Genomic DNA, 25,987 nt, shown 5'->3' on the forward strand with positions numbered 1-25,987 from the left:
GAGTCTTGCGCCGGATGGGCCTCAGGCGGCCAGTTGCGCAAGAACCTTCCTCACGGCGGGGCGCTCGCCCATGCGCGCGAAGTGGTCGGACACCTTCGGGAACTGGGCCATGTCGATCCCGTCGCGCGGCAGCCAGCCGGTGAGCGTGAAGAGATAGGGGTCACAGATCGTGTAGCCCTCCCCCATCACCCAGGGTCCGACCAGGTACTCCGTCTCGATCAGCCTGAAGTGCTCGGCCACCGCCAGGGGCGCCTTGCGCCGCATGTCGGCGATGGCGACGGGGTCGTCGGCCCAGCGATAGCCGCGATGGCGGTGCGCGGCGGAAACGTGGACGGCGCTGCAGAGATAGGTGTTGAAGGCCTGGACCTGGGCCATGGCGAAGGGGTCGTCCAGCGGCGCCAGCTTCGCCTGCGGAAAGGCCTGCGCCACATAGGTCATCAGGGCCGGGGCCTCGGTCAGCACGCCGCGCTCGGTCACCAGGGCCGGGACCCGGCTCTTGGGGTTGAGGGCGAGGTACTCCGGCGACCGCTGCTCGTTCGTCAGGAAATCGACCTTCACCAGCTCATAGTCGGCGCCGGCCTCTTCCAGGGCGATGTGGACGGCCAGGCTGATGGTGCCGGGGAAGGAGTAGAGTTTCAGCATGATCAGCTCTCTTGTGGTGGCCAAGACTGGGCGCCGTGAAGGACGCGCACCACACCGACCACATCATCTGTGATGGCAAGTACGACGACATAAGGTGTTCCGGTCACGCCCAACTCTCGCGTGCCGCTCACCCGTCCCGAACGTGTTCGCAAGGACATCGAGTCCAGCCGACCGACAGCAGACTCGATTCTGTCTTCCATACGCAGGGCGGCGTCGACGTTGTCCTCGGCGATATGGAGAACGATGTGGTTGACGTCTTCTCGGGCGCTGCTCGCCCAGATGACCTTCAACCTGCCGCTTTCCTGGCCTGGAGAAGTTCGCGACGAGCCCGGTTCTCGGCCAGGGCCTCTTCCTGGGAAACCGTGCGGCCTTCACGAAGATCGTCGAGGCCCTTCTGAACCTCGGCGCGAAACCAGGCGTCGTGGTCCAGCACGCGCTCGACGGCGTCCATCAGCAGCGCCTCAACCGGAGAGTCCTGAAGCCGCGCCAGATCATCCAGCCGCGTCTTCTGATCATCGGTCAGTTCAAGGGTCACATGCACACTCATGTCTCCTCCGAACCCCGAGCCTAGCCCTCGCCGTCAGCCTTGTCAGCTTCCCGTGACTTCAGCCACCGCCGCGCGAACCAGCCGATGCCGATCCAGAGGGCGGCGACGGCCACCAGCCAGACGATGTGCTTGGTGCTGCCGCCCTTCATCGCCTGGACGATGGAATTTCCGGCGAAGGCGGTCAGGCCGATCTTCGGGATGATGCCGATGGCGGTCCCCGCCGCGAACTGGATGACCCTCATCGGCGTCACCCCGGCGGCCATGTTGACGACGATGAAGGGCGCCGAGGGCACCAGCCGCACGATCAGGCTGGCCAGGAAGCCGTTGCGCCCCACCATGCCCATGAAGCGCTGCATGCTCTCGCCGGAGATGGTCGCCAGCGCCCGGGCGCCGGCGAACCGGCCCAGATAGAAACCCACCAGCGACGACACCATGGTGCCGATCCAGCTGTAGGCGAATCCGGTCCACGGTCCGAAGGCCACCACCGCCGCGGCGATCAGCATGAACTGCGGCACGCCGATGAAGGCCAGCAGCGCGAAGGCCGCGACGGCCGCCGGCAGGGCCCAGGGACCGCTCGCCGCCCCCAGCCACTGCTCGACCGTGGCCTCGCCGTTGAAGCCCAGCACCTGGGCGCCGAACAGAAAGACGATCCCCACCCCGCCGAACAGCACGAAGGACACCGCCAGCGTTCGCCACGCCTGGGCGTCCATTTCGGTCACGAAGCGGAAAAGGCGACGCATGGCCTGCCCTCGCCTATCGCCGCCGAAGGGTCAAGTCAGCCGGCGCAGAGATGCAGGGTCACCGGGGCCGACCACGGTCCGCCCGCCACGGTCATCGATGGCGGCGTGCCGCCGAGCAGGGTCAGGGTGAAGGTCTTGGCCTGCGGCGGGGCCTGCGCCGTGCAGCTCGCCTGGATCACGTAGCCGGTAGGGGTCGGCGACACGGACCCGAACTGGCAGCTCACCTCGCCGGCGGTGGACACCTTGTCGGCCTCGAACACCCAGGCTCCGGTGGCGCAGAGCTGCGCGGTCGCCGCCCAGCGGCCGATATAGGAGGCCGGCGGCGGCAGGGGCTTGGGCGGCGTGGGCGGCGGTCCGCCGATCGGCGGCGGCGGCGGCGGGCCCTCGGCCTTGCGCCCGCAGGCGGCCAGGGAGAGGACGGCGAGAACGGCGAAGGCGGCGCGTTTCATGGGGGTCTCCTGTGACCTTTGGGCAAACGGGCGCGGCGAATGGGTGTTCCGGACGCTTCGCGGCTTTGCCTTGCCGCCCCCTTCGGCTACACCCCGGCCCGTTCCTCTTAAACCCTTCGACCGGGAGTTTCCCCGCCATGTCGCTTGAATCCGCCGCGCTGTCCCGCGTTAGTCCCTCCGCCACCCTGGCGGCGGACGCGAAAGCCCGCGAACTCAAAGCCCAGGGCCGGAACGTGATTTCCCTGGCCGCGGGCGAGCCCGACTTCGACACGCCGGAGAACATCAAGGAAGCCGCCATCAAGGCGATCCGCGACGGCAAGACCAAGTACACCAATGTCGACGGCATTGTTGAGCTGAAGGAAGCCATCGTGGCCAAGTTCCAGCGCGAGAACGGCCTGACCTACAAGACCTCCCAGGTGAACGTCTCGCCCGGCGGCAAGCCGGTGATCTGGAACGCCATGCTCTCGACCCTGAACCCGGGGGACGAGGTGATCATCCCGACGCCCTACTGGGTCAGCTACTGGGATATCGTGCTGCTGGCCGGCGGCACGCCAAAGGCCGTGGCCACCTCCGACGCCACCGGCTTCAAGCTGCAGCCCGCCGACCTGGAAGCCGCCATCACGCCCAGGACCAAGTGGGTCTTCCTGAACTCGCCCTCCAACCCCTCGGGCGCGGCCTATACCAAGGCTGAGCTGCGGGCGATCGCCGACGTGCTGCTGCGCCATCCGCACGTCTGGATCCTCACCGACGACATGTACGAGCACCTGGTGTTCGGCGATTTCCAGTTCTGGACCATCGCCCAGGTGGAGCCGGCCCTCTACGACCGCACCCTGACCATGAACGGTGTCTCCAAGGCCTACGCCATGACCGGCTGGCGGATCGGCTACGCCGCCGGCCCGGAGGCCCTGATCAAGTCCATGGCCAAGGTCATGAGCCAGACGACGTCGAACCCCTCTTCCATCTCGCAATGGGCGGCGGTCGAGGCGCTGAACGGCCCGCAGGACTTCATCAAGCCCAACGCCAAGCTGTTCGAACAGCGCCGCGACCTGGTGGTCTCCATGCTGAACCAGGCCAGCGGCCTGCACTGCCCGACCCCGGAAGGCGCCTTCTACGTCTATCCGTCGGTGGAAAAGCTGATCGGCAAGACGGCGCCCAGCGGCAAGGTGATCGGCAGCGACGCCGACTTCGCCGTCGAACTGCTGGAGCAGGAGGGCGTCTCGGTGGTGTTCGGCGCGGCCTTCGGCCTCTCGCCCTACTTCCGCATCAGCTACGCCACCGCCAACAGTGTGCTGGAGGACGCCTGCGGGCGCATCCAACGCTTCTGCGCCTCGCTGAAATAAGACCCCGACCTCCCTGCCCGAACCGGGCAGGGAGTTTCGCGCTACGGCTTTTCGCGCCAGGCCGCCTTGGCCGCGTCCTTGGTCATGTTGAGCTGCACCTTGTCGTCCACGACCTGCTCGACCCAGGTCAGCGGGATCAGGTGGTGCTTGAGGCCGGAGCCAAAATCTATCTTGGACAGTTCGATATCCGTGCCCAGGACGTGGTCCACCTTGCCGACGTGGCCGCCGTCGGAGCCGACAACTTCCATGTGCTCGCGGATGTCTAAGGTCGAGATCATACGGGTCTCCTCGTGAATGGTGTTCCGGTCAAACACCCGAGGTCACGGCCAAGTTTCATGTCGTTGGGCTTTCCAAAGTTTCATCGACGCCTAGGTGCGCGACGGCGCCGGGAAAGCTAGGCTGCGCCCATGATCAAGCTCGCCTCCGCCCTAGCCGCCTTGCTGATGTTGTCGACCGCCGGAACCGCCCGGGCGGCCATCGACGCCAAGCTGGCGCCCGACAGCGTCACCCTGACCGACAACGGCCGCACGGTGCTGGTCTACCGGACCCGCACCAACGACCCCGCCGAGCCCGGCCGGCTGAACTATGTCCATCCGCTCTATGCGCCGGACGGCACGGTGCTGACCGAGGACCGCCCCGCCGACCATCTGCACCAGCGCGGCCTGTTCTGGTCCTGGCATCAGGTCCGCCTGGGCGACGAGGTGGTGGCCGATGGCTGGTTCATGAAGGGCCTGACCTTCTTCGTGCGCGGCACAAAGTTCCAGGGGCAGCCGGACGGGTCCGGGGTCCTGACCCTCGACGTCGACTGGATCGTGAATTCCAAGAACGAGCTGACCTATGTGGCCCGCGAGGTAACCCAGGTCACCCTTCGCCCCGCCACCAGGGCCGGCCAGCGGATCGAGTTCGACACCAAGATCACCGCCCGCGTGCCGGGCCTCTCGCTCGGCGGCAGCGACGACGTGAAGGGCTATGGCGGCTTCTCCCTGCGCCTGGTCCAGCCCGACCGCCTGAGCTTCGCGTCGCGCGGCGAAAACGTGACGCCCGCCGTCGAGGCCGTCGCCGCCGGTCCGGCCATGGGCTTTGCCTGGCCCGTCGCCGCCGCCTATCCGGCCTGGGCCGTGGGTCTGGCCTGCAAGGCTCAGGGCCAGCCGATCACCCGCTGGATCCTGCGCCGCGAGTTGTCGATGCAGAACTGCGTCTTCCCCGGCCGCGCGCCCTACGCGGTGCCGATTGAACGGCCGTTGCACCTGGAATCCACCCTGGTCATCCAGCCCCGGGAGTCGGCGGCGCGATGAACGACGTCGTCAACTTCAACAAGGCCAAGAAGGCCAGGGCCAAGGACGCCGCCAAGGTCACGGCCGCCGCCAACCGCGCCAAGTTCGGCCGCACCAAGGGCGAGAAGGTCGTGGAGAAGGCGCAGGCCGACAAGGTCGTGCGTCTGCTGGACGGCGCCAAGCGGGAGAAGGACTAGCCCCTCCCCGACCCGGCCGGGCGTCAGGCGGCCATCGCCATCTGCTCAGGGCTCCAGTCGCGAGCCGCCTGCGGGATGGAGTTGTAGAGCGTCGCGGGCGTGATGTTCAGGCGCTTGCGGGCGGCCTCCAGCGGCTCGTTGAGCAGCCGGTCATAGTCCTCGCCCAGCAGGAAGGCGGCGGCCTTGCCCCGCCTATAGCCCTGCCAGATCGCCTTGGCGTAGGGCTGGCCGGTTCCGCGGCTGCGCACAGCGGCGCCGAGGCCGATCAGGGCCCAACCCAGGCCCTTGGTCTGGGCGTAGGAGAAGGCCACCAGGCAGGCTTCGCCCAGGCCGTCGCGGTGATAGCCCGAGAGGATGTGCCAGATGTCGTGAACGTCGCGGGTGCGCCGACCCATCCAGGCATAGGGGTGTTGCAGGTCGACGCCCTTGTCGTCGCCCATGCGGCTGATCTCGGCCAGGCCCTCGGCGGACAGTTGCTCGGTGCGGATGAAGTCGCGATAGGCCGCGCCGACGGTGCCGGGCGCGAAGGCGTCCAGCCAGGCGTCGTCCATCAGCTTGGCGGCCAGTTCGTCCCGCGCATAGGCGATGCGCCCGCCCTGCACGGTGGTCATCAGCTTCAGATAGCAGTCGCGGGTGGCGGTGCCGTTCAGGGCCCGCATGATCTCGAACACCTGGCCGGTGTCCTCCTTGTCTTTCAGCAGCCGCCCCAGGGCGCGCAGCGCAGCGCGCCACTGTAGTTTCGGCTTGGGCAGGGGGCGGGTCTTCAGATCGAGGACGGCGGCGGCGGTCATGGGCAGGACCTCTTGAACCATGTTCGGATTAAAGATGACGCCAGCGTCATTTTTTGGCAAGCCCTCTTTGCGAACGGCGCGCGTCAGCTGAAGACTGTTGCGTCGCCACCTTGCGGCCTGAGACTAAGGGTGCAAATGCCCAGATTGCGTAAACGCTCGATCCTGCTCGCCGGCCACGCCACCTCGATGGCGCTGGAGCCGGAGTTCTGGGCGGTGCTGGAGGAGATGGCCCAGGACCAATCCCTGAGCCTGGCGGCCATGATCGCGCGCCTGGACGAGACCCGCGGCGAGCGGCCCCTGGCCTCCGCCTGCCGGGTGGCGGCGCTGACCTTCGCGAAGGGTTAGAGCAAGCCGCAGGCACCCCAAAAGTGTCATCCCGGAAAGCGCGCTAGCGCTTGTCCGGGACCCATATGCGCGGGGCGTACAGGATGGATCTGTGCTTCTGGGTCCCGGTCTTCGCTTCGCGAATCCGGGATGACACTCTGTTACTTGGGCACGGGGATAGGCGCATCTGGCAGCCTGGGCCCCTCCGGCATTGGCGGCGGGTTCGGAAGGCTCAGATTGATATCGACATTGCCGCCGAGATCCGGCGCGGCCTGCCGCCCCGCATAGACGAAGTAGCCGATCACGGCGACGGCCACGATCAGCCCGCCCACAAGGAAGGCCAGCCAGGGACCGCTGCCGGTGGAGCTCTGCGCCACGGTTAGCCTGCGGGCTTGGCGGGCGCGGAGATGTCCGGCGCCTTGATATTGACGTCCAGGCTCTTGGACTGGCCGAAGCCGCCGCCCGAATACATCATGAAGCCGATCACCGCGACGACCACCAACAGGCCGCCGACGATGAAGGCCAGGACGGGTGTTGAGCCATTTCCAGAATTCTCAGCCATATCGGCCTCCCAGGATTAAAGTCGGGAGGACAACGAACCTCGGTGGTGACGGTTCCTTTGGCCCATATCACGGCGCAGGAGGCCTTAAGTCATCCGGCCGATGTGCTACATATGTTCCAATGTCGTCCTATGACTCGTTTGAAGACACCCCCCTCCCCGCCCCGCGGATCAGCGATCTCGCGCGCGTGCAGGGCCCCGACTATCTCCAAGGCCTGAACCCCGAGCAGCGGGCGGCCGTGGAGGCCACCGAGGGGCCGGTCCTGGTGCTGGCCGGCGCCGGCACCGGCAAGACCCGCGTGCTGACCACGCGCCTGGCCCACATCCTGGCCACCGGTCGGGCCAAGCCCTGGGAACTGTTGGTGGTGACCTTCACCAACAAGGCCGCCCGCGAGATGCGCGAACGGATCACCGCCATCATCGGCCCCCAGGCCGAGGGCCTGCGCTGGCTGGGCACCTTCCACTCCGTCGCCGCCCAGGTGCTGCGCCGCCACGCCGAGCTGGTGGGGCTGAAGTCGAACTTCACCATCCTCGACACCGACGACCAGGAGCGCCTGATCAAGCAGGTGCTGGAAGCCGAGAACGTCGACGCCAAGCGCTGGACGCCCAAGACCCTGGCCGGCCTGATCGACCACTGGAAGAACCGCGGCTGGACGCCGGACCGCCTGCCCGCCAACGAGGGCAAGGAGTTCGCCGCCGGCAAGGGCCAGGCCCTCTACCGCCTTTACCAGGAGCGGCTGCGGGTGCTGAACGCCTGCGACTTCGGCGACCTGCTGCTGCACAACCTGACCATCTTCATGAGCCAACCCGAGGTGCTGGCCGAGTTCCACCGCCGGTTCCGCTACATCCTGGTGGACGAGTACCAGGACACCAATGTCGCCCAGTACCTGTGGCTGCGCCTGCTGGGCCAGGCCAGCCAGAACGTCTGCTGCGTCGGCGACGACGACCAGTCGATCTATGGCTGGCGCGGCGCCGAGGTGGACAACATCCTGCGCTTCGAGCGCGACTTCCCGGGCGCGACGGTGGTGCGCCTGGAGCGCAACTACCGCTCCACCAGCCACATCCTGGCCGCCGCCTCGGGCCTGATCAGCGCCAACAAGGGCCGCCTGGGCAAGACCCTGTGGACCGAGCAGAACGGCGGCGAGAAGGTCATCGTGCGCGGCGTCTGGGACGGCGAGGCTGAGAGCCGGCTGATCGCCGACGAGATCGAGCGCGCCCGGAAGGGCGGCACGGAGAAGGAGCCGCGCAAGTACCGCGACATGGCCATCCTGGTGCGCGCCTCCTTCCAGATGCGCGCCTTCGAGGAGCGCTTCGTGCTGCTGTCGATCCCCTACACGGTGGTGGGCGGCCCCCGGTTCTTCGAGCGCGCCGAAATCCGCGACGCCCATGCCTATCTGCGGCTGATCCAGTCGCCGGACGATGATTTGGCCTTCGAGCGCATCGTCAACACCCCCAAGCGCGGGATCGGCGACACCACGGTGCAGAAGCTGCTGCAGATCGCCCGGCTGAACGGGGTGCCGGTGATGACCGCGGCCCGCGAGGTGGTGCTGACAGACGAGCTGGCGGCGCGGACCCGCACCGCGCTCTCCAACTTCATCCGCGACCTCGACCGCTGGCGCGGCCAGGCCGAGACCCTGCACCACGCCCGCCTCACCGAGCAGGTGCTGGAGGAGAGCGGCTATACCGACGCCCTGCGCCTGGACAAGACGCCCACCGCCCAGACCCGGCTGGAGAACCTCAAGGAACTCGTCCAGTCGATGGGCGCCTTCGACACCCTCCAGGCCTATCTGGAGCACGTCTCCCTGGTGATGGACATGGACCGCGGGCCCCAGGCCGACGCGGTGCAGATCATGACCCTGCACGCCGCCAAGGGCCTGGAATTCCCCCTGGTCTTCCTTCCCGGCTGGGAGGAAGGCGTCTTCCCGTCCCAGCGCAGCATGGACGAGAGCGGCGAGAAGGGCCTCGAGGAGGAACGCCGCCTGGGTTACGTCGGCATCACCCGGGCCCGCGAGGAGGCGCGCATCTCCTTCGTCGCCAACCGCATGGTCTATGGCCGCTGGACCAGCCAGCTCCCCAGCCGCTTCGTCGACGAACTGCCCCTGGCCAATGTCGAGGCCTCATCAGAGACCGGCTATTACGGCGGCGGCCCCGGCATGCAGCAGCAGCACGGCAGCAGCTGGGACGCCACGCCGGCCTTCGGCTCCGGCTATTCCTCCCCCGGCTGGCAGCGCGCCCAGTCCCGCGGCTACCAGGGCAGCCATCCGGGCCGGCAGCAGGTCATCGAGGGTGAAGGCCGCCTGGTGGCCGAGAGCTCGGCGGCCAGCGACTACAAGCGCGGCGACCGCGTCTTCCACCAGAAGTTCGGCTACGGCCAGGTGAAGGGCGTCGACGGCAACAAGCTCACCGTCGCCTTCGACAAGGCCGGCGAGAAGAAGGTGATCGACAGCTTCGTGGAGAAGGGGTGACCGTTTTCCTTCTCCCCTTGCGGGAGAAGGTGGCCGGTCGAAGACCGGTCGGATGTGGGGTCACGCTCCCCTCTCCGCTGAACTTACAAGCGCTCTAACCCGAGAGGTCGATCGACCCCTCATCCGACCCTGCTCCGCAGGGCCACCCTTCTCCCGCAAGGGGAGAAGGAAACCTACGCCGGCACCGGCTCAGCCACCGGCGCCGCCAGCACCGTCGGCGCCAGCGTCGAGATCTCCGGCGGCTCTCCCCCGTCCTTGAAGGCCACGTGGATGTGGCTCTTGCCCAGGTCCTTGCCCAGGAACTCGAGCCCCGACGGAATGATGCGGGCGTAGCTCTCCAGGTCCTTGGTCTCGATGACGATGGTCTGGCCGAACTTGGTATCGGTCAGCTTGATCACCGGCGGCATGGTCTCCAGGCCCAGGAACGACGAGAAGCCGTTGGTGGTCAGGATGCCCAGCTGGCGCCACTTGCCCTCCTGCGCCTGCGGATCGACGCCGTTCCAGTTCAGGCCCAGCGAGGTCGAGGAGATGTGGTCGACCTCGATATCGGTGATGCCGATCAGGTTGGCGGTGTCCCACTGCTGGAAGAACCAGGTGTCGACGCTGCCGGCCGAGCAGAATTCCTCGCTGACGATCTTGGGCCAGGTGTCGCGGATCGCCTTGGCCTTGGCGTTGAACAGCTGGAAGTAGCCGTTGGGCTCCAGGTTCACCTTGTCGAACTGGCCCTCCACCGGGGCGTTGTCGCGCCGCGCGGTGAAGTAGAGGCAGCCCGGGTTCCATGAGTGGCCGAACATCACGTCGCGCAGCTGCGGGTTCACGGCGATGTCGGCGTCGGTGAAGACGATCCAGTCCGGCTCCTTCAGCACCGCCAGCCCGTCATTGAGCATCTTGCCCTTGTTGAAGGCGTGGTCGTCGTCGAAGCAGCGGTCGGAGATCACCACCGTCGCCCCGTGCTCGGCGGCCACTTCCTGGGTGCGCAGGTCGGTCGACGTGGTGACCACGATCATGTCGTCGAACTGGTCGATGTTGCGCGGCAGGGTCTGGGCCAGCATGTCGCCGTAGCCCACCGAGACCAGCACGCAGGACAGCTTCTTGGGCTTGGTGGAGTTGTGGCCGATGCCGACCCGGCGCCCGGCGCCCCCCTCGCCCACATAGTTGTCGCGGCTTTCGACCTCGCGCTTCTGCTTGTGCAGTTCGCGGTCGAAGATCTCGTAGTTGTGCTTCTTGATCGCCGGGCTGCCCAGCTTGCGCAGGATGTCGCGGTGCTGCGGGCTGATGATGTCGCGCTCGAGGATGTCCAGCTGCGAAGGGCCGGGCTGGGCGAGCGCGCAGTAGTTGCAGAGCTCGATCTGGTCGCCGAAGTCGCCGGGCTGGCGCTGCCACCAGCCGTGCTCGACGGGCCAGGCGTGCTTGCCGTTGAAGTACAGCCGGTCGATGGCCCCGGCGACCTCGCAGAAATAGGCGCCCTTGTCGTTGATGGTGGCCGACCAGAGCTTCTGGACCCAGCAGTTGTCGCGGTTCTCTTCCCACTGCAGCTCGGAGATGCCGGTGGCCGCGATGTAGTCGGCCCGGGTGATCAACAGCGCCTGGTGCTGGCCGGCGGACTCGTGGGTGTTGGTGTTGAAGTGGCTGTAGACCGACATGATGGTCTCGTAGTTGCGGTAGAACCCCGCGCCGAGACTGGTCCACAGGCCGCGGCCGTTCGAGCGGTCAAACAGCCGCTGATTGGCGAAGTCGTTGAAGTCCTTGATCGGGAACTTGCCGTTGTTGGTGTTGTCCCCGCCCCACAGCTCGGCGAAGCGCAGCGAGATCTGCTCGAAATTGGCGTGCAAGGTCGGCTCGCCGGCGATGATTCCGATCAGCTTGTTGGGGGCGTTCCAGCCCTCCATGCTCTGCACGGCGCGCTCGAAGGTCTCCAGCTCCATGTCGGCGCGCTGGGTCTGGTGCGGGATCAGCCGGGTGCAGTTGGAGCACTTCAGGTGGCACTTGGTGCTGATGTCGATCTGGACGATGTCCATGTCGGCAGGCGATCGCATGGTTCTTCTCCAGGTCGCTTTTCGCCGGGGTCCGGGCAGCGACGGAAGGCGTTCTCAAGACGCCGATCAACGCTGTTTGACTCTCCTTTGAGTCGCCGGGAAAGCTAAACTCTTTGCCCGGTCGTGCGGCAAAGAGTTGCATCCCTGCGTGGCCTTGCGGACCTGGGGCTTCGCAAGCAGAGTGACCATCAATCACTCAGACGCTCGGGAGGGCCCATGCCCCAGATCACCGCCAACGGCATCCCCCTCGAATACGCCGTCTACGGCCCGGAAAAGGGCGAGGCCGTCCTGCTGATCATGGGCTTCGGGGCCCAGATGACCCGCTGGTCGCCGCAGTTCATCCGCGAACTCACCAACCGGGGCTACCGTGTCATCGTCCACGACAACCGCGACGTCGGCCTCTCCCACCGGTTCGAAGAGCATGGCGAGCCCGACATGACCGCGATCTACACCGCCCTGATGAGCGGCCAGACGCCGGAGGCGCCCTATCACCTCGACGACATGGCCCGCGACAGCGTCGGCCTGCTGGAGGTTCTGGGGATCGAGCGCGCCCACATCGTCGGGGCGTCGATGGGCGGCATGATCGCCCAGCTGGTGGCGGCCAACCATCCGGAGAGGACCCTCTCCCTGGTCTCGATCATGTCCACCACCGGCAATCCCGCGCTGCCGCCGGCCAAGGCCGAGGCCATGGCGGCGCTCACCAAGCCGGGGATCGATCCGGCGGTGGATATGGACAAGCATGTGTGGAGCGGGTTGGAGAGTTCGAAGGTGATCGGCAGCCCCGACTACCCGACTCCGGACGAGATCCAGATCGAGCGTATCCGCGCCGACGCCCGCCGCGCCTACTATCCGGTGGGCCGCGCGCGCCAGATGGCCGCCGTCGTCGCCTGCGGCGACCGCCGTCCGCTGCTGGCCAGGATCACCGCGCCCACCGTGGTGATCCACGGCGAGGCCGATCCGCTGGTTCCGGTGGAGGGCGGCCAGGACACCGCGTCCTCAATTCCGGGCGCGGAGCTTCACACCATCCCCGGCATGGGCCACGACCTGCCGCACCAGCTCATCCCGCGCATCGCCGACCTCATCGAACGGGCCACGTCGCGGGCGCGAGAGAGCGCTTAGAGCGTTTCCCGCCTGACTTGTATCAAGTCAGGCGGTCAGGAAGAGCGACCAGGTTAGGAATCTAGAGCCCCGTTTCGATTCATTCGAAACGGGAACAGCTCTAGGCCGCTATCGGCTTCGCCGCCGGCAGCCGGTCCAGCAGGGCGAAGACCGGCCAGAACAGCACCAGCAGCACCAAGGCCACGGCGTTGGCGACCTCGACCAGCAGCATCGGCGCCCAATGGTCGAAGAACGGGTCCGAGGTCTCTGCCTCAAGGGCTTCAAGGGTCATGGTCGTCTCCTTCAGGCGAACCGGCGTGGAGACCGCAGGTCCAGCCAAGTCCAGCGCAAGAGCAGGGCCAGCCGCCCCGTCGGCACATGCCCCGTGGGATGAAACTTCGGGCGTTCGACATATCCTGCTGGGCGAGTGCCGGCCCTGGGCGGGCGGGCGGCGTCAGGGCCGCGCATCGATTTGGCACAGTCTGATCTTCGCTGAACCAGAACGCCCGTCGCGCGCTATAGTCGGAAGCAAGGGAGTCGAGAGATGCGCGATCTGCGGCATGCCGTTTACGGAATGGCCATCGCCACCGTGGCGGGCCTGATCCTTGGCGGCGCCGCCAAACCCGACCTCCGTGTGATGACCGACCTCGACGGCCCGCAACTGCTCGCGGGCCAGAGTGGTGAGCGGCTCGGCCCCGGCTTCCAGCAGACGGCCAGTTGGACCAGCTATGGCGGCCAGGTCCCCGACTACGTGATCGGCACCGACTGGACCCAGCCCGACCACCCCGTGGAGATGGCTCAGGCCGAGCCCCAGCCGGAGCCGGAGCCGGAGCGCGTGAGCTATGCCGATCCGCCGGTCCGCCTGGCGCCTGTAAAGTATGAGTCGGAGCCCGCCCCTCCGCCCTCCTATCCGTCCATGGGCGGCGACATCCTGGCAGGCCTGCAGGCCGCCCACGCCCCTCCCCCGCTGGACGCGTCGCCCGAGGAAGCCGCGCCCCCGCCGGCCTAAGCTCTCGCCTTTCGGCGTCCGCGCCTCTAGACGGATGCGCATGACGACAGACGCCGTTCAGATCATCGCCCGTGGCCCCCGCGCCGTGGCCGAAGCCGCCGCAGAAGCCATCGACGCCGATCCCATGCTGGAGGGCGTCACCTATTCCATCCTGGAGGAGGACGAGGATCGCGACGTCTGGCGCATCGACGCCTTCCCGACCACCGACGATGAGAGCCGGGACTTCGCCGCCGCCCTGGCCGGCTATCCTCAGCTCAAGGTGCTGGTGGAGAAACTGGCCGACGCCGACTGGCTGGCCATGGCGCTTTCGGGCCTGCCGCCGGTGCGGGCCGGACGCTTCTTCGTCTATGGCGCCCACGACAAGGGCCGCGCCCCGGTCAACGCCGTCAACCTGCGCATCGAGGCGGGCGCCGCCTTCGGCACCGGTCACCACGGCACCACCGTCGGCTGCCTTCAGGCCTATCACGACCTGCTGAAGGCCCACCGCTACGAACGCGTGCTGGATGTCGGCGCGGGCACGGGCGTCCTGGCGATCGCTGCGGCCCGCACCGGCACGCCCATCGCGGTCGGCACCGACATCGACGCCCCCTCGGTCCGCATCGCCGGCGAGAACGCCACCCTCAACAAGGCCAAGGTGCGCTTCCTGCACGCCTCGGGCCTCGGCCACGCCTCGGTCCGGGAGAAGGCGCCCTACGACCTGGTGTTCGCCAACATCCTGGCCCCGCCGCTGGTGGCCCTCTCCCACGACATCAAGCTGGCCCTGAAGCCGGGCGGCGTCGCCATCCTCTCAGGCCTGCTGCGCACCCAGGAGCGCCGGGTGCTGGCCGCCTACCGCTCCAAGGGCTTCACCCTGGTCCGCCGCATCCACCGCGACGCCTGGGCCACCCTGGTGATCAAGCGGAACTAGGAACTGGCGGGAGCGAGCGGCGTTCTCGCCTCGACGGTGGTCTTCACCGCCGATTTTGAGGACGCACCATGAGCAATCCCAACGACCCCTATGTCGAAAAGACCGTCGTCGAACAGCCGGCCACGGTTCGCACGGAATACAGCGCCGCGCCCGCCTCCAGCGGCTCCAGCAACGCCGGCTGGTGGATCGCCGCCCTGGTGGCCGTGGTCGCCATCGTCGGCCTGGTCTTCATGTTCAACAACAACGCCACCTCGACCGACCTGCAGGCCGCGACCGACGCCGGCCGTAGCGAGGCGATGATGGAGACCGCCACCAGCCAGGCGCAGACCGCCGCCCAAGCCGCCAGCGAAGCCTCGGCCAACGCCGCCTCCAGCATGGCCGGCGCGACCCAGGCCGCCGCCGACAGCGCCCGCAACGCCGCCGACCGCACGGCCGAGGCGGCCCAGGACAGCGCCGCCGCCGCGACGGACGCGGCTCAGGACGCCACCGGCGCGCCCCAGTAGGGCGAACGGAGGGGCGGTCAGACGATCTGTGTGACCGCCCCATCCAGTCCCATCAGACCAAGCTCAACCTCCATGTGGGGGTGCTTGGTCGTGACCTGGGATCGCAGGGCGTAGAGCTGCTTCACGTGGCTCTTGAACTCGGTGTCGGCGTCCTTCACCGCCGCCTCCCCCAGCACCAGCTTGTAGGCGCCGCAGTCGCGGTGATCGATCACCATCAAGCGATGGACCTGGTGCAGTTGCACCGCGAGGTCGAGGTGGGCCCAGAAGACCTCGTTCCACACCGCGTACTTGTCGTTCAAGGCGCCGAGGGACGCACCCGCCAGGATCATGTGATCGTATTTGTGCTTCAGACCGCGAGCGGTCATGTAGTGCTCGACCTCGCTGTTGAGCCGGTAGTCCATGCAGGTCAGCAGCAGGGCCTCACAGTGCCCGCCGGCCCGCGACACCCCTGGCTTCAAGCCGGCGTTGAGCAGAACCCCGCCTCCCAGCGCCATGGCGCCCATCACCCCGCGACGGGATAGTTGAGGCCAGTTGGCATGTTTGGAACAACAGGTCATGGGCGGTCTCCGAGCGCTTGAGCTGAGGGAGCTTGCCGCGAGGCGCTTAACCAAACCCTCTGGTCAAGCTTTACGCCACGATGGAATGGGCTTCCAGCGCCGCGATCCAGTGTCGCAGGCGCGCCTTCAGCCAGTCCTCCTTGCCGATCGGGCCGAGGTCCTCCTCCGGGGTTTCCACCACCGAATAGGTGAAGGCGTCCGCGCCGTGGGCGGTCCAGGCGGCCTGCATCGCCTTGTTGCGATGGGACCCCATCTTGAGGCCCAGGAGCGCGGCGTTCGCCGCCCCGTCCAGATTGCGGCTCAGGCCCAGCCAGGTCTCGCCGGTCGGCTCGCAGCGCAGGCTGAAGATCCCGACGGAGACCTTCCGCTCCTTGTAGGCGCGGGCGATGTCGCGGCGTTGCTGCTTGTCCACGGTCTGATCCTTGGTTTGGAGGCGGGCCTTGTAACGCCTGGACCCGCCCCCGTCAATTATACCCGGATATAATTAGCAGTTCCCGGCCCGCCATTCCTCCGCCAGCAGGCCGTAGACATAGCTGTCGCGCCAGCCGTCATGGGCCTGGGTATTCTTCAGCAGATGGCCTTCGCGACGCATCCCCAACTTCTCCATGATCAAGTAGGAGCCATGGTTGCGGACGTCACAGGTGGCCCAGATGCGGTGGTGGCCCAGCTCCGTGAAGGCGATCCTGGCCAGCGCCCGGGCGGCCTCGGTCCCATAGCCCTTCCCCCAGGCGCCGCGGCTATAGCAGTAGCCGAACGAACTGTTGTCGGTGTTGGCGTCGTGCAGGGAGACCACCCCGATCATCTCGCCCGTCGCCCTCACCTCGACCGCCAGGTCCAGCTGCTCCCGCGGCCAGGTCTTCTGCCGTTCGAGGTGGCGGTCCAGCACCTCGCGGGTGACCTCCAGGGTGTTGGGGCCCCAGGTCATGTAGCGGATGACCTCCGGGTCGGTGGCGTAGGCGTGGATGGGGTCGAAGTCCGCCTCGCGGAAGTCGCGCAGCAGCAGTCGCTCGGTCTCGATGGGAAGCCAGGGTGGGGTCATGGAACGCTCCGATTTCAAGAAGGATCGGACGGGTTCCCGGTCTCTCCAGACCCCGGCCGATATGGGCGGGGTCTGGTTCGAAGACGCTCTAGCTCAAGGCAGGCGCGTCCGAACGACCCCGAGGGGACCGCTGGAATTGCTGCTAGCCGAGGCGAAGGCGCGAACCATGGGTGATTTGTAGCCGAGCTTTGCTTCAAACCGCAAGCTTCGGCCCTTTGCGGCCGCGCCCCGAACGGCTTACATGCCACCATGCGCCAGACCTTCGAAGAAACCACCGACCGTTCCTTCGGCCCCCGCCACGTGCCGCTGATCCGTCAGGCCATGGCTGCGCAGGGGTTGGACGGCTTCCTCGTGCCGCACGAGGACGAGCACCAGAACGAGTATCTGCCGGAGGCCAATGACCGGCTGGCCTGGGCCACCGGCTTCACCGGTTCGGCCGGGGCGGCGGTGATCCTCAAGGACCGCGCCGCCGTCTTTGTCGACGGCCGCTACACCCTGCAGGTCCGCGACCAGGTGGACGAAGGCACCTTCGAGATCCGCGACCTGGTGGAGGGCGGCGTGCCCGCCTACCTGGAGACCGCCACGGCCAAGGGCCAGGTGGTCGGCTATGACCCCCGCCTGCACAGCCCCGACGCCCTGCATCACCTGATGGCCGCCGCCGCCCGCGCCGGCGCGCAGTTGAAGGCGGTCGCCGCCAATCCCCTGGATCAGGCCTGGGGCGCGCAGCGTCCCGCCCCGCCCACCGCCCTGGTGGTGGCCCACCCCCTGGAACATTCCGGCGAGGAGTCCGCCGACAAACGCGCCCGCATCGGCAAGACCCTGGCCGCCAGGGGCGCCGACGCCACGGTCCTGACCGCGCCCTCCTCTATCGCGTGGCTGTTCAATGTGCGCGGCGGCGACGTGATCCGCTCGCCTCTGCCGCTGTCCCAGGCCATCCTCAACAAGGACGGCACGGCCCGCCTGTTCCTCGATCCCGCCAAGGTCACCGCCGACCTGCCGACCTGGCTCGGCAACCAGGTGACCCTGGAAGCCCCCGACGACCTGCCGGGCGCTCTGGCCGACCTGAAGGGCAAGCGCGTCCTGGTGGACCCGGCACTCTCCTCGGCCTGGTACTTCGAAGCCCTGGCACAGGCCGGCGCCGAGGTCGTGCGCGGCGAGGACCCCTGCGCCCTGCCCCGCGCCACCAAGAACCCGGTGGAAATCGCGGGAACCACAGAAGCCCATGCCCGCGACGGAGTGGCCCTGGCCCGCTTCCTCCACTGGCTGGCCACCGAGGCCCAGACCAGCCTGCCTGACGAGGTCGAGGTGGTCACCAAGCTGGAGAGCTTCCGCGAGGAGACCGGGGCGATGAAGGACCTCTCCTTCGACACCATCGCCGGCGCGGCCTCCAACGGCGCCATCGTCCACTACCGGCCCACCACGCGGCTGAACAAGAAGACGGTTTCAGGCTCCCTGCTGCTGGTGGATTCCGGCGCCCAATACCTGGACGGCACCACCGACGTGACCCGCACCGTCGCCATCGGCGATCCGACGCAGGAGATGCGCGAGCGCTTCACCCTGGTGCTGAAGGGTCACCTGGCGCTCGCGGCCATCCGCTTCCCGGCCGGCACCACAGGCTCGGCCCTCGACATCCTTGCCCGCGCCCCGCTCTGGGCCCGAGGCCTCGACTTCGACCACGGCACCGGCCACGGAGTCGGCTCTTATCTCGGCGTCCACGAGGGCCCGCAGCGCATCTCAAAGCTCCCCAACTTCGTGGCCCTGCAGCCCGGCATGATCCTCTCCAACGAGCCCGGCTACTACAAGGAAGGCGCCTACGGCATCCGCATCGAGAACCTGCAGTATGTCACCCAGGCCGCCCCCATCCTCGGCGGCGAACGCCCGATGCTCGGCTTCGAAACCCTGACCCTGGCCCCTATCGACCGCCGCCTGATCGAGGTGTCCCTGCTCACCCCCGACGAGCGCGACCAGCTGGACGCCTACCATGCCCGGGTCCTCGCCGTGGTCGGGCCCCGCGTCGCGGCCGATGTGCGGGCCTGGATGGAAGAGGCCTGCGCGCCGCTCTAGGTGGTCCGCATCCAGAACGACGCGCCATAGAGGTCGACGCCGCTCAGCGGACCTTTCTGCAGCAGCCCCTTGGCCTGGGCCGACAGCGCCGGATCGCGGCCGATGAACCAGGCCGGGAACAGCACCTCGAAGCGGTCGCCGCCGAACAGCAGGGCGGTGGCCAGCAGATACTGCTCGTTCCACAGTCGCCAGAGATGGCCGCTCAGATAGTCGTCGGGCAGGTAGATGTCGTGGATGTGGACGATCACCCCGGGCTTCAGTCGCGGCAGGATCTCCAGGAAGAACACCGTGACGTCCGAACCCTGGAAACTGCGGTGCGAGGAATCCAGGAACAGGATGTCGCCGGCCTCAAGGGCCGAGAACAACGTCAGGTCGACCCGTTCCAGAGGCTGCCGGATCACCCGGTCGCAGAGGCCATCGACCTCGCTGCGGGGTTCAGGATCGATCGAGGCGAGCTTGGTCCGAAGACCATAGGTCTGCACGGCGCGGCGCGCGAACTTGGTGGAAAGCCCCGAGCCGATCTCCACGAAGCGCTGCGGATCGTGCCGCCGCAGCATCTGGGTCAGCGCCATGGCGTCCAGGGCCGGGAACCAGCTGTTCAGCCAGAAGGGCGTCGGGTCGTCGTAGTTTCCGCCCAGCGGGATCTGGGCGAAGTCGCCCTGGATCTCTCCCAGTTCCTCGAGGAAGGCTGAGTATCGGTCCCGCCCCGCGCCGATCTGAGCGGAGAGCTCAGGGTGGGACGGCCGGCCCGAGCCATACCGGACGGTGGCAGTATAGGGGTAGTCCACCATGGTGAAGCCGTGGACCAGGCGGTCGGGGGAGAGCGAGAGCTGGGCCAGCGGCGGCAGGGCCACCGCCTGCGGATCGGTTCCCAGCAGGCTGACCGCCCGCGCGTGGGCCTGGGCGGCGGCCTCGCCCTCCCCGACATCGCGCAGCACGATGGAGAGGTCCCACCAGCCGATCTGGACCTCCGGCGCCAGGGCGGTGGCGGCGCGCAGGCGCTCCAGGGCCGAGCCGCTGTCGCCAAGCTTGTGCTTGGTCACGCCGGCCAGCCGCAGGGCCACGGCGTTCTCCGGCGCCTTAACCACCACCCGGTCGAAGATCAGCTCGGCCAGGTTCAGCATATGCTCCCGCAGCCGCTGCAGGCCGATCTTCAGCTCGTCCTCAATCGTGGGCGGGGCGTCGGGCATCAGCCCGCCACCAGGGCCAGCCATTCGTCCTCGGTGATGACCTCGATGCCGAGATCGGTGGCGGTCTTCAGCTTGGAGCCCGCGCCGGGGCCAGCCACCACCAGGTCGGTCTTCTTGGAGACCGAGCCGGAAACCTTGGCCCCCATCCCCTCGGCCTGAGCCTTGGCCTCGTCGCGGGTCATCTTCTCCAGCGCGCCGGTGAAGACGATGGTCTTGCCGGCCACGGCGGTGTCGGTCTTGGGCTTGGCGACCGCCTGCACCTCCCGCAGCTCGGCTGCGAGATTGGCCACCATGTCGCGATTGTGCGGCTCGCCGAAGAACTCGGCGATCATCCGGGCCGCCACCACGCCGACGGCGTCCACGGTGGCCAATTCCAGGAAGTCCTCGCCGGGGCCCTGGCCCGCAGCCTGGGTCACGGCGGCCTCGAAGGTCGCCCAGTCGCCGAACAAGTCGACCAGCGCCTGCCGCGCCCGGCTGTTGATCTTCGGGATCGAGAGCCGCAGGCGCTCGTCCATCGAGGCCTCGGCCGGGATCAGGGCGGCCGGCTTGGTTCGCCCCCAGGCGATGATCGCCTCCAGGGCCGTGGGACCGACGCCATCCAGGGTGGAGAGCGCAAGGTAGTCGGGGCCTGGCCGCTGCTGCGCCGCCGCCTGTCCGGCCTGGATGAAGGCCTCGACGGTCTCGTAGTGGCGCGCCAGGGCCAGCGACGTGGTCTCGCCGATGTGCCGGATGCCGAGGCCGAAGATGAAACGGTCCAGCGGGATCTTGCGCCGCTCATCGATGCCGGCCACCAGGTTGGCGATACTGGTGTCGCCATAGCCGTCGGAGCCGCGCAGCTCCTCCAGCCGGGCTTCGTCCCTCGCCAGCCGGAAGATGTCGGCCGGCTCGCGCATCCAGCCGCGCTCGTAGAAGGCGGTGAGTTGCTTCTCCCCCAGGCCCTCGATGTCGAAGGCCCGGCGGCTGACGAAGTGCCGCAGATGCTCGATGCGCTGGAAGGGACAGGCGAACTCCCCGGTGCAACGGCGCACCACGGTTTCGGCCCCCGAGGCCGTGGTCTCGCGGGCCAGCGGCGTTCGCAGCGGACAGGGGCAATGGGTCGGATACTCGAAGGGCACGGCGTCGGCCGGCCGCTCCGCCAGCACCGCCTCCACCACCTGCGGGATCACGTCGCCCGCCCGCTGAATTATCACGGTATCGCCGACGCGGAGGTCCTTGCGCGCGATCTCATCGGCGTTGTGGAGGGTGGCGTTGACCACCACGACGCCGCCCACCGTCACCGGACGCAGCCTGGCCACCGGCGTCACCGCCCCGGTGCGCCCCACCTGCAGGTCGATGGCCTCCAGCACGGTCCGGGCCCGCTCCGCGGGGAACTTCCGCGCGATCGCCCAGCGCGGCGTCCGGGTGATGAAGCCCAGGCGGGCCTGCCAATCCAGGCGATCGGCCTTGTAGACCACCCCGTCGATATCGAAGGCGAGCTTGGGCCTCGCGGCCTCCATCTCCCGATAGGCCGCCAGCAGGCCATCGGCGCCCACCACCCGCTGCGACTGCGGCGTGGTCTGGAAACCCCAATCCTTGAGCTTGGCCAGCGCCTCCCACTGGGTCTGGGCGAAGGGTTCGCTGATCAGGCCCCAGGCATAGGCGAAGAACTTCAGGGGCCGGTTCGCCGTGATCTTCGGATCGATCTGCCGCAACGAGCCGGCCGCGGCGTTGCGTGGATTGGCGTAGGTCTTCTGCCCCGCCGCCTCGGCGTTGGCGTTCAGCGCCGCGAAACCTTCATGGCCCAGATAGACCTCGCCCCGCACCTCGATGACATCAGGCCAGCCCGAACCCTTCAGCCGGTGGGGGATGTCGGCTACGGTCCGCAGGTTCTGGGTGACGTCCTCCCCCACCCGCCCGTCGCCCCGCGTCGCCCCCTGGACCAGGACGCCCTTCTCGTAGCGCAGGGAGGCCGACAGCCCGTCGATCTTGGGCTCGGCGGTGTAGGCGATGGGCTCGGCGTCGGCCCTCAGGAAACGCCGCACGCGGGCGTCGAACTCCAAGGCCTCCTCATCGGAGAAGGCGTTGTCGAGGCTGAGCATCGGCACGCCGTGTTCCACTGGCGAGAACTGCTCGGCCAGCGCCGCGCCCACCCGCAGCGACGGCGAGTTCTCGCGGATCAGCCCAGGGAAGCGGGCCTCGATCTCCAGGTTGCGCCGCTTGAGCGCGTCATAGTCAGCGTCCGAGACCGTCGGCGCGTCCTGCTGATGATAGGCGAGGTCATGGGCGGTCAGTTCGTCGGCGAGCCTTGTCAGCTCCTCGACGGCCTCCCCCTCATCCAGGTCGGCGACGGGTTTGGCGGTCTTAAGCATGCATCAGCGCCCGGGCGGCGGCGCGGGCCGCATCGGTGATCTGGGCGCCGGCCAGCATGCGGGCGATCTCTTCCTCGCGGTCGGCGGGCGACAGGGTCTCCACGGCGGTGCGCAGGCGCTCCCCGTCCCCGGCCTTGGCGATCCGCCAATGGGCGTCAGCGCGGGCGGCGACCTGCGGGCTGTGGGTCACCACCAGAACCTGGGCGTCGGCGGCCAAACGGCGCAGGCGCAGGCCCACGGCGTCGGCCACGGCGCCGCCCACCCCCTGGTCCACCTCGTCGAAGATCATCAGCGGCTGCACACCCTCGGCGCGGCCGGCCAGGGCGGCCTTCAGCGCCAGGGCGAAACGCGCCAGTTCGCCCCCCGATGCGATGGCCCCCAGGTCGCCGAACGGCGCGCCGGGATTGGTGGCGATCTCGAAGGCGACGCGGTCGGTCCCGGTGGGACCTGCGCGATCCTCCGCCAGGGTCTCGACGGCGACGCGGAAGCGGGCCTTGTCCAGTTTCAGCGGCGGCAGTTCGGTCATGACCGCGGTGGCCAGGCGTTCGCCGGCGGCGCGCCGGGCGGCCGACAGCTTCTCGGCCTCGGCCATATAGGCGGCGCGGGCCTGGGCCACGGCGGCGTCGGCGGCCTTCAGGTCGTCCTCACTGGACTCCATGGCCCGCAGGCGCTCGGCGAAGCGGACGCGCAGGGTGGGCAATTCCTCGACCGAGACCTGCAGCTTGCGGGCCATGCCGCGCAGTTCGAACAGCCGCTCCTCGGCCTTCTCCAGGCGGTCAGGGCGGAAATCGAAGGCCTCGGCGGCGGCGTCCACCGCGGCCTCGGCCTCCTGGGCCTCGCCGAACACCCGGTCGATGGCGGCGCTGGCAGCGGTGAGCCGGCTGACGGCGGGACCGTCCTCGGCGGCTCCGGCCTGGACGGCGCGGGCGCGGGCATGCTCCACGGCGCGGACGGCCGAGGCCAGCTTAGCGTTCAGGCCCTCGAAGGCGCCCCGCGCGTCATTGATGTCGGTGATGGCCTTTTCGGCGGCGCCGAGGATCGCGCGCTCCTCGGCCAGCACCGTCTCCTCGCCTTCCCGGGGCGCCAGGCGGTCCAGTTCTGAGAGCCGCAAGGTCAGTTCCTCGGCGTCAGCGGCGGCGCGGTCGACGGCCTCGCGCAGGGCGTCGGCCTTGGCGCGGGCGTCACGCCAGGCGGTCCAACGCTCGCCCACGGCCTTGGCCAGGGGCCGCAGCGAGCCATAGGCGTCCAGCAGCGGCCGGTGGGTGCGGGCGTCCAGCAGGCCGACGGTCTCGTGCTGGCCGTGCACCTCCAGCAGGTGTTGGCCCAGTTCCTTCAGGACTCCGACGCTGGTGGCCTGGTCATTGACGAAGGCGCGGCTGCGGCCATCGACCGACAGCGTGCGGCGCAGGACCAGATCCTCGTCGCGGGCATAGGCCAGCCCCTTCTCCTCCAGCACCTCCCAGACGGGATGGTCCAGGGACGGGGCGAAGACGGCCGAGGCCATGGCCTGGCTCGCACCCTGCCGCACCAGGCCGGCGTCGGCGCGCGCGCCTGTCGCCAGGCCCAGGGCGTCGAGAATGATCGACTTGCCTGCGCCGGTCTCGCCGGTAAGCGCCGTCAGCCCCGGGCCGATGGACAGGTCCAGGGCCTCGATGAGCACGACGTCGCGGATCCAAAGTCCGATCAACATGGCGGGGAAGATCGCCTGGAATCAGACGCGCTGAAAGCGGTCAGTTCGCCTTAGGTTCTTCAATCGGCGTCGCCGGCGGCTTGAGGGTCGCGGCCTTGTCCTTCTGGAACGGCAAATGCCGCAGCAGACCACCCTTTTTTCCGGTGGGCTCGGTCGACGGACGCAGGCCCTTGTCGGTCAGAAGCCCGTAGGCGTCGGCGTACCAGGCATCGCCGGGATAGTTGAAGCCAAGGACCGCGCCATTGCGCTTGGCCTCTTCGGTCAGGCCCAGGGTCAGGTAGGTCTCCACCAGGCGGTAGAGGGCTTCCGGCGCGTGGCTGGTGGTCTGATAGCGGTCGATCACCGTGCGGAAGCGGCCCAGGGCCGCAATGGTGTCGCCCTGGCGCAGGTACCAGCGGCCGATGGTCATTTCCTTACCGGCCAACTGGTCATTGACCATGTCGATCTTCAGACGGGCGTCCGCGGCGTATTCGGTGCGGGGATAGCGTTGCACGACCTCCCGCAGGTTCGCCAGCGCCTGGCCGGTGGCGGCCTGGTCGCGGCCCACGTCGACGATCTGCTCGAAGTAGCAGATGGCCTTCAGGTAGTGCGCGTAGGTCGCCGCCGGGTTGCCCGGATACAGCGAGATGAAGCGGTCGGCGTCACCGATGGCCTCGGCATAGTTGTTGGCCTGGTAGTGGGCGTAGGCGGTCATCAGGATCGCGCGGCGCGACCACTCCGAATAGGGGTGCTGACGCTCCACCTCCTGGAAGTAGTCGACGGCCTGGTTCCAGAGGCCACGGTCCAGCCGGTCGGCGCCGGTGGCGTAGAGCAGCTCAACCGGCCGCTCCTCATAGACGAGCTTAGGCCGCTTGGCCTTGCCGGCGCAGCCGGCCAAGGCAAGGGCGACGATGCAGGCGACAAGCGCCGGGCGACCCCAAGAATTGCGAAGCAAGGACACCGTCACCTCAAACAGACCAAATGCGCGCCCCCGCGCTGCGAGTCCTCGCTTCTACACCACGCTCGGCGGGGCGCAAACGGAAGGGAGGCGAGGACGCAGGGAACCACCCGACGAAGGTCGAGCTAAAGCGTGAGATTGTCGAAAGAGAGGCGAGCCGGAAAGGGCTCAGACCGCCTGGGCCAGATTGTCCACCAGGCTGCGATAGCGCCAGGCATTGGGCTGGGCCACCAGGGCGCGAACCACGGCGTTGTTGATGCCGTGACCGGCCAGCACGCCCTCGAAACGGCCGAGAATCGGCGCGCCCAGCACGAAGAGGTCGCCGATGGCGTCCAGAGCCTTGTGGCGCACGAACTCGTCCGGGCGGCGCAGGCCCTCTGGATTGAGGATGCGGTCGCCCTCGATGACGACGGCGTTCTCCATGGAGCCGCCACGGGCCAGGCCCATGGCGCGCAGGGCCTCGACCTCGTGCAGGAAGCCGAAGGTGCGGCAGTTGGCCAGTTCGCTGCGGAAGGCGCGCTCGTTCATCGGCAGGTCGACCCGCTGGCGGCCGATGGCCTTGGAGTCGAAGGCGATCTCGAAGGCGACCTCGAATTCGTCGGCGGGGCTCAGGGTGGCGCGCTTGTCGCCGTCCACGACCTCCACGGTCTCCAGGATCTCGATATAGCGGCGCGGGGCGTCCTGCCCCCGGCGGCCGGCGCGGTCGAGGATTTCGACGAAGGGCAGCGACGAGCCGTCCATGATCGGCATCTCGGGGCCGTCGAGCTCCACCACGGCGTTGTCGATGTCCAGCATGACCAGGGCGGCCATCAGGTGCTCGATGGTGGCGACGGTGACGTCGGCGGCGTTGGTGATCACGGTGCCCAATTGGGTCTTGCACACCGCCTCGGCGCTGACCGGCACGCGGTTGTCGCGATCGGTCACATCGGTTCGAACGAAGACAATGCCCGTATTGGCGGGCGCGGGCCTCACCGAGACACGGGTATGGGCGCCGGTGTGCACGCCGACGCCGGCGAAGATCGCCGGGCCTTGCAGGGTGTGTTGAAACGCGGATGCGGCCAAGACCGGAGCCCTCTTGAGTCGGAGCGCGGGCCGGGAGTGGCCACGATACGCCTCAGTCGCCTTTTTACGATTATGCTGCGGCGCCGCAAGACACGTCCTGTTTCCGAATGTTTCGATTCGAGACGTCAGGATTTGTTAGCAGAATCAAGGCGTAGGCCGACTCGCCTGACGCCCGAAGCGCGCCCCTCAAATGCAACAGGGCCGGGTGTGACCCCGGCC

Annotated in this window: 29 protein-coding genes; 10 read left to right on the forward strand and 19 right to left on the reverse strand. The window is 68.2% G+C overall.

The window, feature by feature from the left end:
• Nucleotides 1-21: 21 nt before the first annotated feature.
• Genes Q7J39_RS05880 through Q7J39_RS05900 form a run of 5 tightly spaced genes read right to left on the reverse strand, consistent with a single transcriptional unit; the run spans nt 22 to nt 2,378 of the window.
• A complete protein-coding gene (locus Q7J39_RS05880) occupies nt 22-642 on the reverse strand; it encodes a glutathione S-transferase family protein (RefSeq protein WP_304821391.1) in 621 nt (206 codons plus the stop codon).
• A gap of 2 nt (nt 643-644) precedes the next feature.
• Nucleotides 645-932, reverse strand: coding sequence for a type II toxin-antitoxin system RelE/ParE family toxin (locus Q7J39_RS05885; protein WP_304821393.1), 288 nt, complete (start codon nt 930-932; stop codon nt 645-647).
• Entirely contained in the window at nt 929-1,189 is a 261-nt protein-coding gene (locus tag Q7J39_RS05890; protein ID WP_304821395.1) for a hypothetical protein, read from the reverse strand. Before Q7J39_RS05890 ends, Q7J39_RS05885 begins: the two co-directional genes overlap by 4 nt.
• A gap of 20 nt (nt 1,190-1,209) precedes the next feature.
• Nucleotides 1,210-1,929 carry a TVP38/TMEM64 family protein gene (locus tag Q7J39_RS05895; RefSeq protein ID WP_304821397.1) on the reverse strand — a complete coding sequence of 240 codons (720 nt, stop codon included), beginning with the start codon at nt 1,927-1,929 and terminating at the stop codon, nt 1,210-1,212.
• 35 nt (nt 1,930-1,964) lie between these two features.
• On the reverse strand, nt 1,965-2,378 hold the full coding sequence (locus tag Q7J39_RS05900) for a hypothetical protein (protein WP_304821399.1): 414 nt from the start codon (nt 2,376-2,378) through the stop codon (nt 1,965-1,967).
• Nucleotides 2,379-2,515: 137 nt separating this feature from the next.
• Here Q7J39_RS05900 and Q7J39_RS05905 point away from each other — a divergent pair, with 137 nt between their 5' ends.
• Entirely contained in the window at nt 2,516-3,718 is a 1,203-nt protein-coding gene (locus Q7J39_RS05905) for a pyridoxal phosphate-dependent aminotransferase (RefSeq protein ID WP_304821401.1), read from the forward strand.
• A 41-nt stretch (nt 3,719-3,759) separates the two neighbouring features.
• Here the strand turns inward: Q7J39_RS05905 and Q7J39_RS05910 are convergent, their stop codons facing one another.
• Nucleotides 3,760-3,996: a DUF2171 domain-containing protein gene (locus Q7J39_RS05910; RefSeq protein ID WP_304821403.1), complete on the reverse strand. Its 237-nt coding sequence runs from the start codon at nt 3,994-3,996 to the stop codon at nt 3,760-3,762.
• Between the two features lie 129 nt (nt 3,997-4,125).
• Here Q7J39_RS05910 and Q7J39_RS05915 point away from each other — a divergent pair, with 129 nt between their 5' ends.
• The gene (locus tag Q7J39_RS05915; RefSeq protein ID WP_304821405.1) at nt 4,126-5,013 is read left to right on the forward strand and encodes a DUF6807 family protein; all 888 of its coding nucleotides are present in this window, start codon (nt 4,126-4,128) and stop codon (nt 5,011-5,013) included.
• The gene (locus tag Q7J39_RS05920) at nt 5,010-5,189 is read left to right on the forward strand and encodes a DUF4169 family protein (protein ID WP_304821408.1); all 180 of its coding nucleotides are present in this window, start codon (nt 5,010-5,012) and stop codon (nt 5,187-5,189) included. The genes Q7J39_RS05915 and Q7J39_RS05920 overlap by 4 nt, the downstream gene beginning before the upstream one ends.
• A gap of 23 nt (nt 5,190-5,212) precedes the next feature.
• Here Q7J39_RS05920 and Q7J39_RS05925 read toward each other — a convergent pair whose 3' ends face one another.
• Nucleotides 5,213-5,980, reverse strand: coding sequence for a Coq4 family protein (locus Q7J39_RS05925; protein ID WP_304821410.1), 768 nt, complete (start codon nt 5,978-5,980; stop codon nt 5,213-5,215).
• A gap of 135 nt (nt 5,981-6,115) precedes the next feature.
• On the opposite strand from Q7J39_RS05925, the gene Q7J39_RS05930 reads away from it, so the two are divergent.
• Nucleotides 6,116-6,325, forward strand: a complete 210-nt coding sequence (locus Q7J39_RS05930; protein ID WP_304821411.1) for a ribbon-helix-helix domain-containing protein — start codon at nt 6,116-6,118, stop codon at nt 6,323-6,325.
• 140 nt (nt 6,326-6,465) lie between these two features.
• Here Q7J39_RS05930 and Q7J39_RS05935 read toward each other — a convergent pair whose 3' ends face one another.
• Nucleotides 6,466-6,681, reverse strand: a complete 216-nt coding sequence (locus Q7J39_RS05935) for a hypothetical protein (RefSeq protein ID WP_304821413.1) — start codon at nt 6,679-6,681, stop codon at nt 6,466-6,468.
• 2 nt (nt 6,682-6,683) lie between these two features.
• Nucleotides 6,684-6,866 carry a hypothetical protein gene (locus Q7J39_RS05940; protein WP_304821415.1) on the reverse strand — a complete coding sequence of 61 codons (183 nt, stop codon included), beginning with the start codon at nt 6,864-6,866 and terminating at the stop codon, nt 6,684-6,686.
• Between the two features lie 119 nt (nt 6,867-6,985).
• Between Q7J39_RS05940 and Q7J39_RS05945 the strand changes: the two genes are divergently transcribed.
• Complete coding sequence (locus tag Q7J39_RS05945; RefSeq protein WP_304821417.1) at nt 6,986-9,328, forward strand: UvrD-helicase domain-containing protein; 2,343 nt, start codon at nt 6,986-6,988, stop codon at nt 9,326-9,328.
• Between the two features lie 173 nt (nt 9,329-9,501).
• Here the strand turns inward: Q7J39_RS05945 and Q7J39_RS05950 are convergent, their stop codons facing one another.
• A complete protein-coding gene (locus Q7J39_RS05950; RefSeq protein ID WP_304821419.1) occupies nt 9,502-11,364 on the reverse strand; it encodes a hypothetical protein in 1,863 nt (620 codons plus the stop codon).
• Nucleotides 11,365-11,580: 216 nt separating this feature from the next.
• Here Q7J39_RS05950 and Q7J39_RS05955 point away from each other — a divergent pair, with 216 nt between their 5' ends.
• Nucleotides 11,581-12,483, forward strand: a complete 903-nt coding sequence (locus Q7J39_RS05955; protein WP_304821421.1) for an alpha/beta fold hydrolase — start codon at nt 11,581-11,583, stop codon at nt 12,481-12,483.
• Nucleotides 12,484-12,583: 100 nt separating this feature from the next.
• Here Q7J39_RS05955 and Q7J39_RS05960 read toward each other — a convergent pair whose 3' ends face one another.
• Complete coding sequence (locus tag Q7J39_RS05960) at nt 12,584-12,754, reverse strand: hypothetical protein (RefSeq protein ID WP_304821423.1); 171 nt, start codon at nt 12,752-12,754, stop codon at nt 12,584-12,586.
• A gap of 252 nt (nt 12,755-13,006) precedes the next feature.
• Here Q7J39_RS05960 and Q7J39_RS05965 point away from each other — a divergent pair, with 252 nt between their 5' ends.
• The 3 genes from Q7J39_RS05965 to Q7J39_RS05975 all read left to right on the forward strand — a co-directional run bounded on the left by Q7J39_RS05965 (nt 13,007) and on the right by Q7J39_RS05975 (nt 14,881).
• Nucleotides 13,007-13,471 (forward strand): hypothetical protein, encoded by a 465-nt coding sequence (locus tag Q7J39_RS05965; protein ID WP_304821425.1) that lies wholly within the window; start codon nt 13,007-13,009, stop codon nt 13,469-13,471.
• A gap of 40 nt (nt 13,472-13,511) precedes the next feature.
• The gene (locus tag Q7J39_RS05970) at nt 13,512-14,378 is read left to right on the forward strand and encodes a 50S ribosomal protein L11 methyltransferase (protein WP_304821427.1); all 867 of its coding nucleotides are present in this window, start codon (nt 13,512-13,514) and stop codon (nt 14,376-14,378) included.
• A gap of 68 nt (nt 14,379-14,446) precedes the next feature.
• Nucleotides 14,447-14,881, forward strand: coding sequence for a hypothetical protein (locus Q7J39_RS05975; RefSeq protein ID WP_304821429.1), 435 nt, complete (start codon nt 14,447-14,449; stop codon nt 14,879-14,881).
• Nucleotides 14,882-14,898: 17 nt separating this feature from the next.
• Here the strand turns inward: Q7J39_RS05975 and Q7J39_RS05980 are convergent, their stop codons facing one another.
• The 3 genes from Q7J39_RS05980 to Q7J39_RS05990 form a co-directional block, all read right to left on the reverse strand.
• Nucleotides 14,899-15,375, reverse strand: a complete 477-nt coding sequence (locus tag Q7J39_RS05980) for a carbonic anhydrase (RefSeq protein ID WP_304821431.1) — start codon at nt 15,373-15,375, stop codon at nt 14,899-14,901.
• Between the two features lie 133 nt (nt 15,376-15,508).
• Nucleotides 15,509-15,850 carry a GIY-YIG nuclease family protein gene (locus tag Q7J39_RS05985; protein ID WP_304821433.1) on the reverse strand — a complete coding sequence of 114 codons (342 nt, stop codon included), beginning with the start codon at nt 15,848-15,850 and terminating at the stop codon, nt 15,509-15,511.
• Nucleotides 15,851-15,922: 72 nt separating this feature from the next.
• On the reverse strand, nt 15,923-16,477 hold the full coding sequence (locus tag Q7J39_RS05990) for a GNAT family N-acetyltransferase (protein ID WP_304821435.1): 555 nt from the start codon (nt 16,475-16,477) through the stop codon (nt 15,923-15,925).
• A gap of 249 nt (nt 16,478-16,726) precedes the next feature.
• On the opposite strand from Q7J39_RS05990, the gene Q7J39_RS05995 reads away from it, so the two are divergent.
• Entirely contained in the window at nt 16,727-18,541 is a 1,815-nt protein-coding gene (locus Q7J39_RS05995; protein ID WP_304821437.1) for an aminopeptidase P family protein, read from the forward strand.
• Here the strand turns inward: Q7J39_RS05995 and Q7J39_RS06000 are convergent.
• The 5 genes from Q7J39_RS06000 to lpxC form a co-directional block, all read right to left on the reverse strand.
• Entirely contained in the window at nt 18,538-19,731 is a 1,194-nt protein-coding gene (locus tag Q7J39_RS06000; RefSeq protein ID WP_304821439.1) for a class I SAM-dependent methyltransferase, read from the reverse strand. The genes Q7J39_RS05995 and Q7J39_RS06000 overlap by 4 nt on opposite strands.
• A complete protein-coding gene (gene ligA, locus Q7J39_RS06005; protein WP_304821441.1) occupies nt 19,731-22,079 on the reverse strand; it encodes an NAD-dependent DNA ligase LigA in 2,349 nt (782 codons plus the stop codon). The genes Q7J39_RS06000 and ligA overlap by 1 nt, the downstream gene beginning before the upstream one ends.
• The gene (gene recN, locus Q7J39_RS06010; RefSeq protein WP_304821443.1) at nt 22,072-23,769 is read right to left on the reverse strand and encodes a DNA repair protein RecN; all 1,698 of its coding nucleotides are present in this window, start codon (nt 23,767-23,769) and stop codon (nt 22,072-22,074) included. Before recN ends, ligA begins: the two co-directional genes overlap by 8 nt.
• A gap of 40 nt (nt 23,770-23,809) precedes the next feature.
• Nucleotides 23,810-24,715: an outer membrane protein assembly factor BamD gene (locus Q7J39_RS06015; RefSeq protein WP_304821445.1), complete on the reverse strand. Its 906-nt coding sequence runs from the start codon at nt 24,713-24,715 to the stop codon at nt 23,810-23,812.
• 159 nt (nt 24,716-24,874) lie between these two features.
• Nucleotides 24,875-25,768 carry a UDP-3-O-acyl-N-acetylglucosamine deacetylase gene (lpxC, locus tag Q7J39_RS06020; protein WP_304821447.1) on the reverse strand — a complete coding sequence of 298 codons (894 nt, stop codon included), beginning with the start codon at nt 25,766-25,768 and terminating at the stop codon, nt 24,875-24,877.
• Nucleotides 25,769-25,987 lie beyond the last annotated feature (219 nt).

Origin of the sequence: Phenylobacterium sp. (assembly GCF_030651185.1) — a bacterium.
In the GTDB taxonomy this organism is placed as follows: domain Bacteria; phylum Pseudomonadota; class Alphaproteobacteria; order Caulobacterales; family Caulobacteraceae; genus Phenylobacterium.

What these genes read in the sequence shown, in the direction of transcription:
- Q7J39_RS05975 (WP_304821429.1), top strand. Translation starts at nt 14,447, where the DNA reads ATGAGCAATCCCAACGACCCCTATGTCGAAAAGACCGTCGTCGAACAG.
- Q7J39_RS05955 (WP_304821421.1), top strand. Translation starts at nt 11,581, where the DNA reads ATGCCCCAGATCACCGCCAACGGCATCCCCCTCGAATACGCCGTCTAC.
- Q7J39_RS05920 (WP_304821408.1), top strand. Translation starts at nt 5,010, where the DNA reads ATGAACGACGTCGTCAACTTCAACAAGGCCAAGAAGGCCAGGGCCAAG.
- Q7J39_RS05960 (WP_304821423.1), bottom strand. Translation starts at nt 12,754, where the DNA reads ATGACCCTTGAAGCCCTTGAGGCAGAGACCTCGGACCCGTTCTTCGAC.
- Q7J39_RS05915 (WP_304821405.1), top strand. Translation starts at nt 4,126, where the DNA reads ATGATCAAGCTCGCCTCCGCCCTAGCCGCCTTGCTGATGTTGTCGACC.
- Q7J39_RS05990 (WP_304821435.1), bottom strand. Translation starts at nt 16,477, where the DNA reads ATGACCCCACCCTGGCTTCCCATCGAGACCGAGCGACTGCTGCTGCGC.
- Q7J39_RS05980 (WP_304821431.1), bottom strand. Translation starts at nt 15,375, where the DNA reads ATGGCGCTGGGAGGCGGGGTTCTGCTCAACGCCGGCTTGAAGCCAGGG.
- Q7J39_RS05880 (WP_304821391.1), bottom strand. Translation starts at nt 642, where the DNA reads ATGCTGAAACTCTACTCCTTCCCCGGCACCATCAGCCTGGCCGTCCAC.
- Q7J39_RS05940 (WP_304821415.1), bottom strand. Translation starts at nt 6,866, where the DNA reads ATGGCTGAGAATTCTGGAAATGGCTCAACACCCGTCCTGGCCTTCATC.
- Q7J39_RS05970 (WP_304821427.1), top strand. Translation starts at nt 13,512, where the DNA reads ATGACGACAGACGCCGTTCAGATCATCGCCCGTGGCCCCCGCGCCGTG.
- Q7J39_RS05965 (WP_304821425.1), top strand. Translation starts at nt 13,007, where the DNA reads ATGCGCGATCTGCGGCATGCCGTTTACGGAATGGCCATCGCCACCGTG.
- Q7J39_RS05925 (WP_304821410.1), bottom strand. Translation starts at nt 5,980, where the DNA reads ATGACCGCCGCCGCCGTCCTCGATCTGAAGACCCGCCCCCTGCCCAAG.
- Q7J39_RS05900 (WP_304821399.1), bottom strand. Translation starts at nt 2,378, where the DNA reads ATGAAACGCGCCGCCTTCGCCGTTCTCGCCGTCCTCTCCCTGGCCGCC.
- Q7J39_RS05910 (WP_304821403.1), bottom strand. Translation starts at nt 3,996, where the DNA reads ATGATCTCGACCTTAGACATCCGCGAGCACATGGAAGTTGTCGGCTCC.
- Q7J39_RS05945 (WP_304821417.1), top strand. Translation starts at nt 6,986, where the DNA reads ATGTCGTCCTATGACTCGTTTGAAGACACCCCCCTCCCCGCCCCGCGG.
- Q7J39_RS05890 (WP_304821395.1), bottom strand. Translation starts at nt 1,189, where the DNA reads ATGAGTGTGCATGTGACCCTTGAACTGACCGATGATCAGAAGACGCGG.
- Q7J39_RS05930 (WP_304821411.1), top strand. Translation starts at nt 6,116, where the DNA reads ATGCCCAGATTGCGTAAACGCTCGATCCTGCTCGCCGGCCACGCCACC.
- Q7J39_RS05905 (WP_304821401.1), top strand. Translation starts at nt 2,516, where the DNA reads ATGTCGCTTGAATCCGCCGCGCTGTCCCGCGTTAGTCCCTCCGCCACC.
- Q7J39_RS05995 (WP_304821437.1), top strand. Translation starts at nt 16,727, where the DNA reads ATGCGCCAGACCTTCGAAGAAACCACCGACCGTTCCTTCGGCCCCCGC.
- ligA (WP_304821441.1), bottom strand. Translation starts at nt 22,079, where the DNA reads ATGCTTAAGACCGCCAAACCCGTCGCCGACCTGGATGAGGGGGAGGCC.
- Q7J39_RS05895 (WP_304821397.1), bottom strand. Translation starts at nt 1,929, where the DNA reads ATGCGTCGCCTTTTCCGCTTCGTGACCGAAATGGACGCCCAGGCGTGG.
- Q7J39_RS05950 (WP_304821419.1), bottom strand. Translation starts at nt 11,364, where the DNA reads ATGCGATCGCCTGCCGACATGGACATCGTCCAGATCGACATCAGCACC.
- recN (WP_304821443.1), bottom strand. Translation starts at nt 23,769, where the DNA reads ATGTTGATCGGACTTTGGATCCGCGACGTCGTGCTCATCGAGGCCCTG.
- Q7J39_RS06000 (WP_304821439.1), bottom strand. Translation starts at nt 19,731, where the DNA reads ATGCCCGACGCCCCGCCCACGATTGAGGACGAGCTGAAGATCGGCCTG.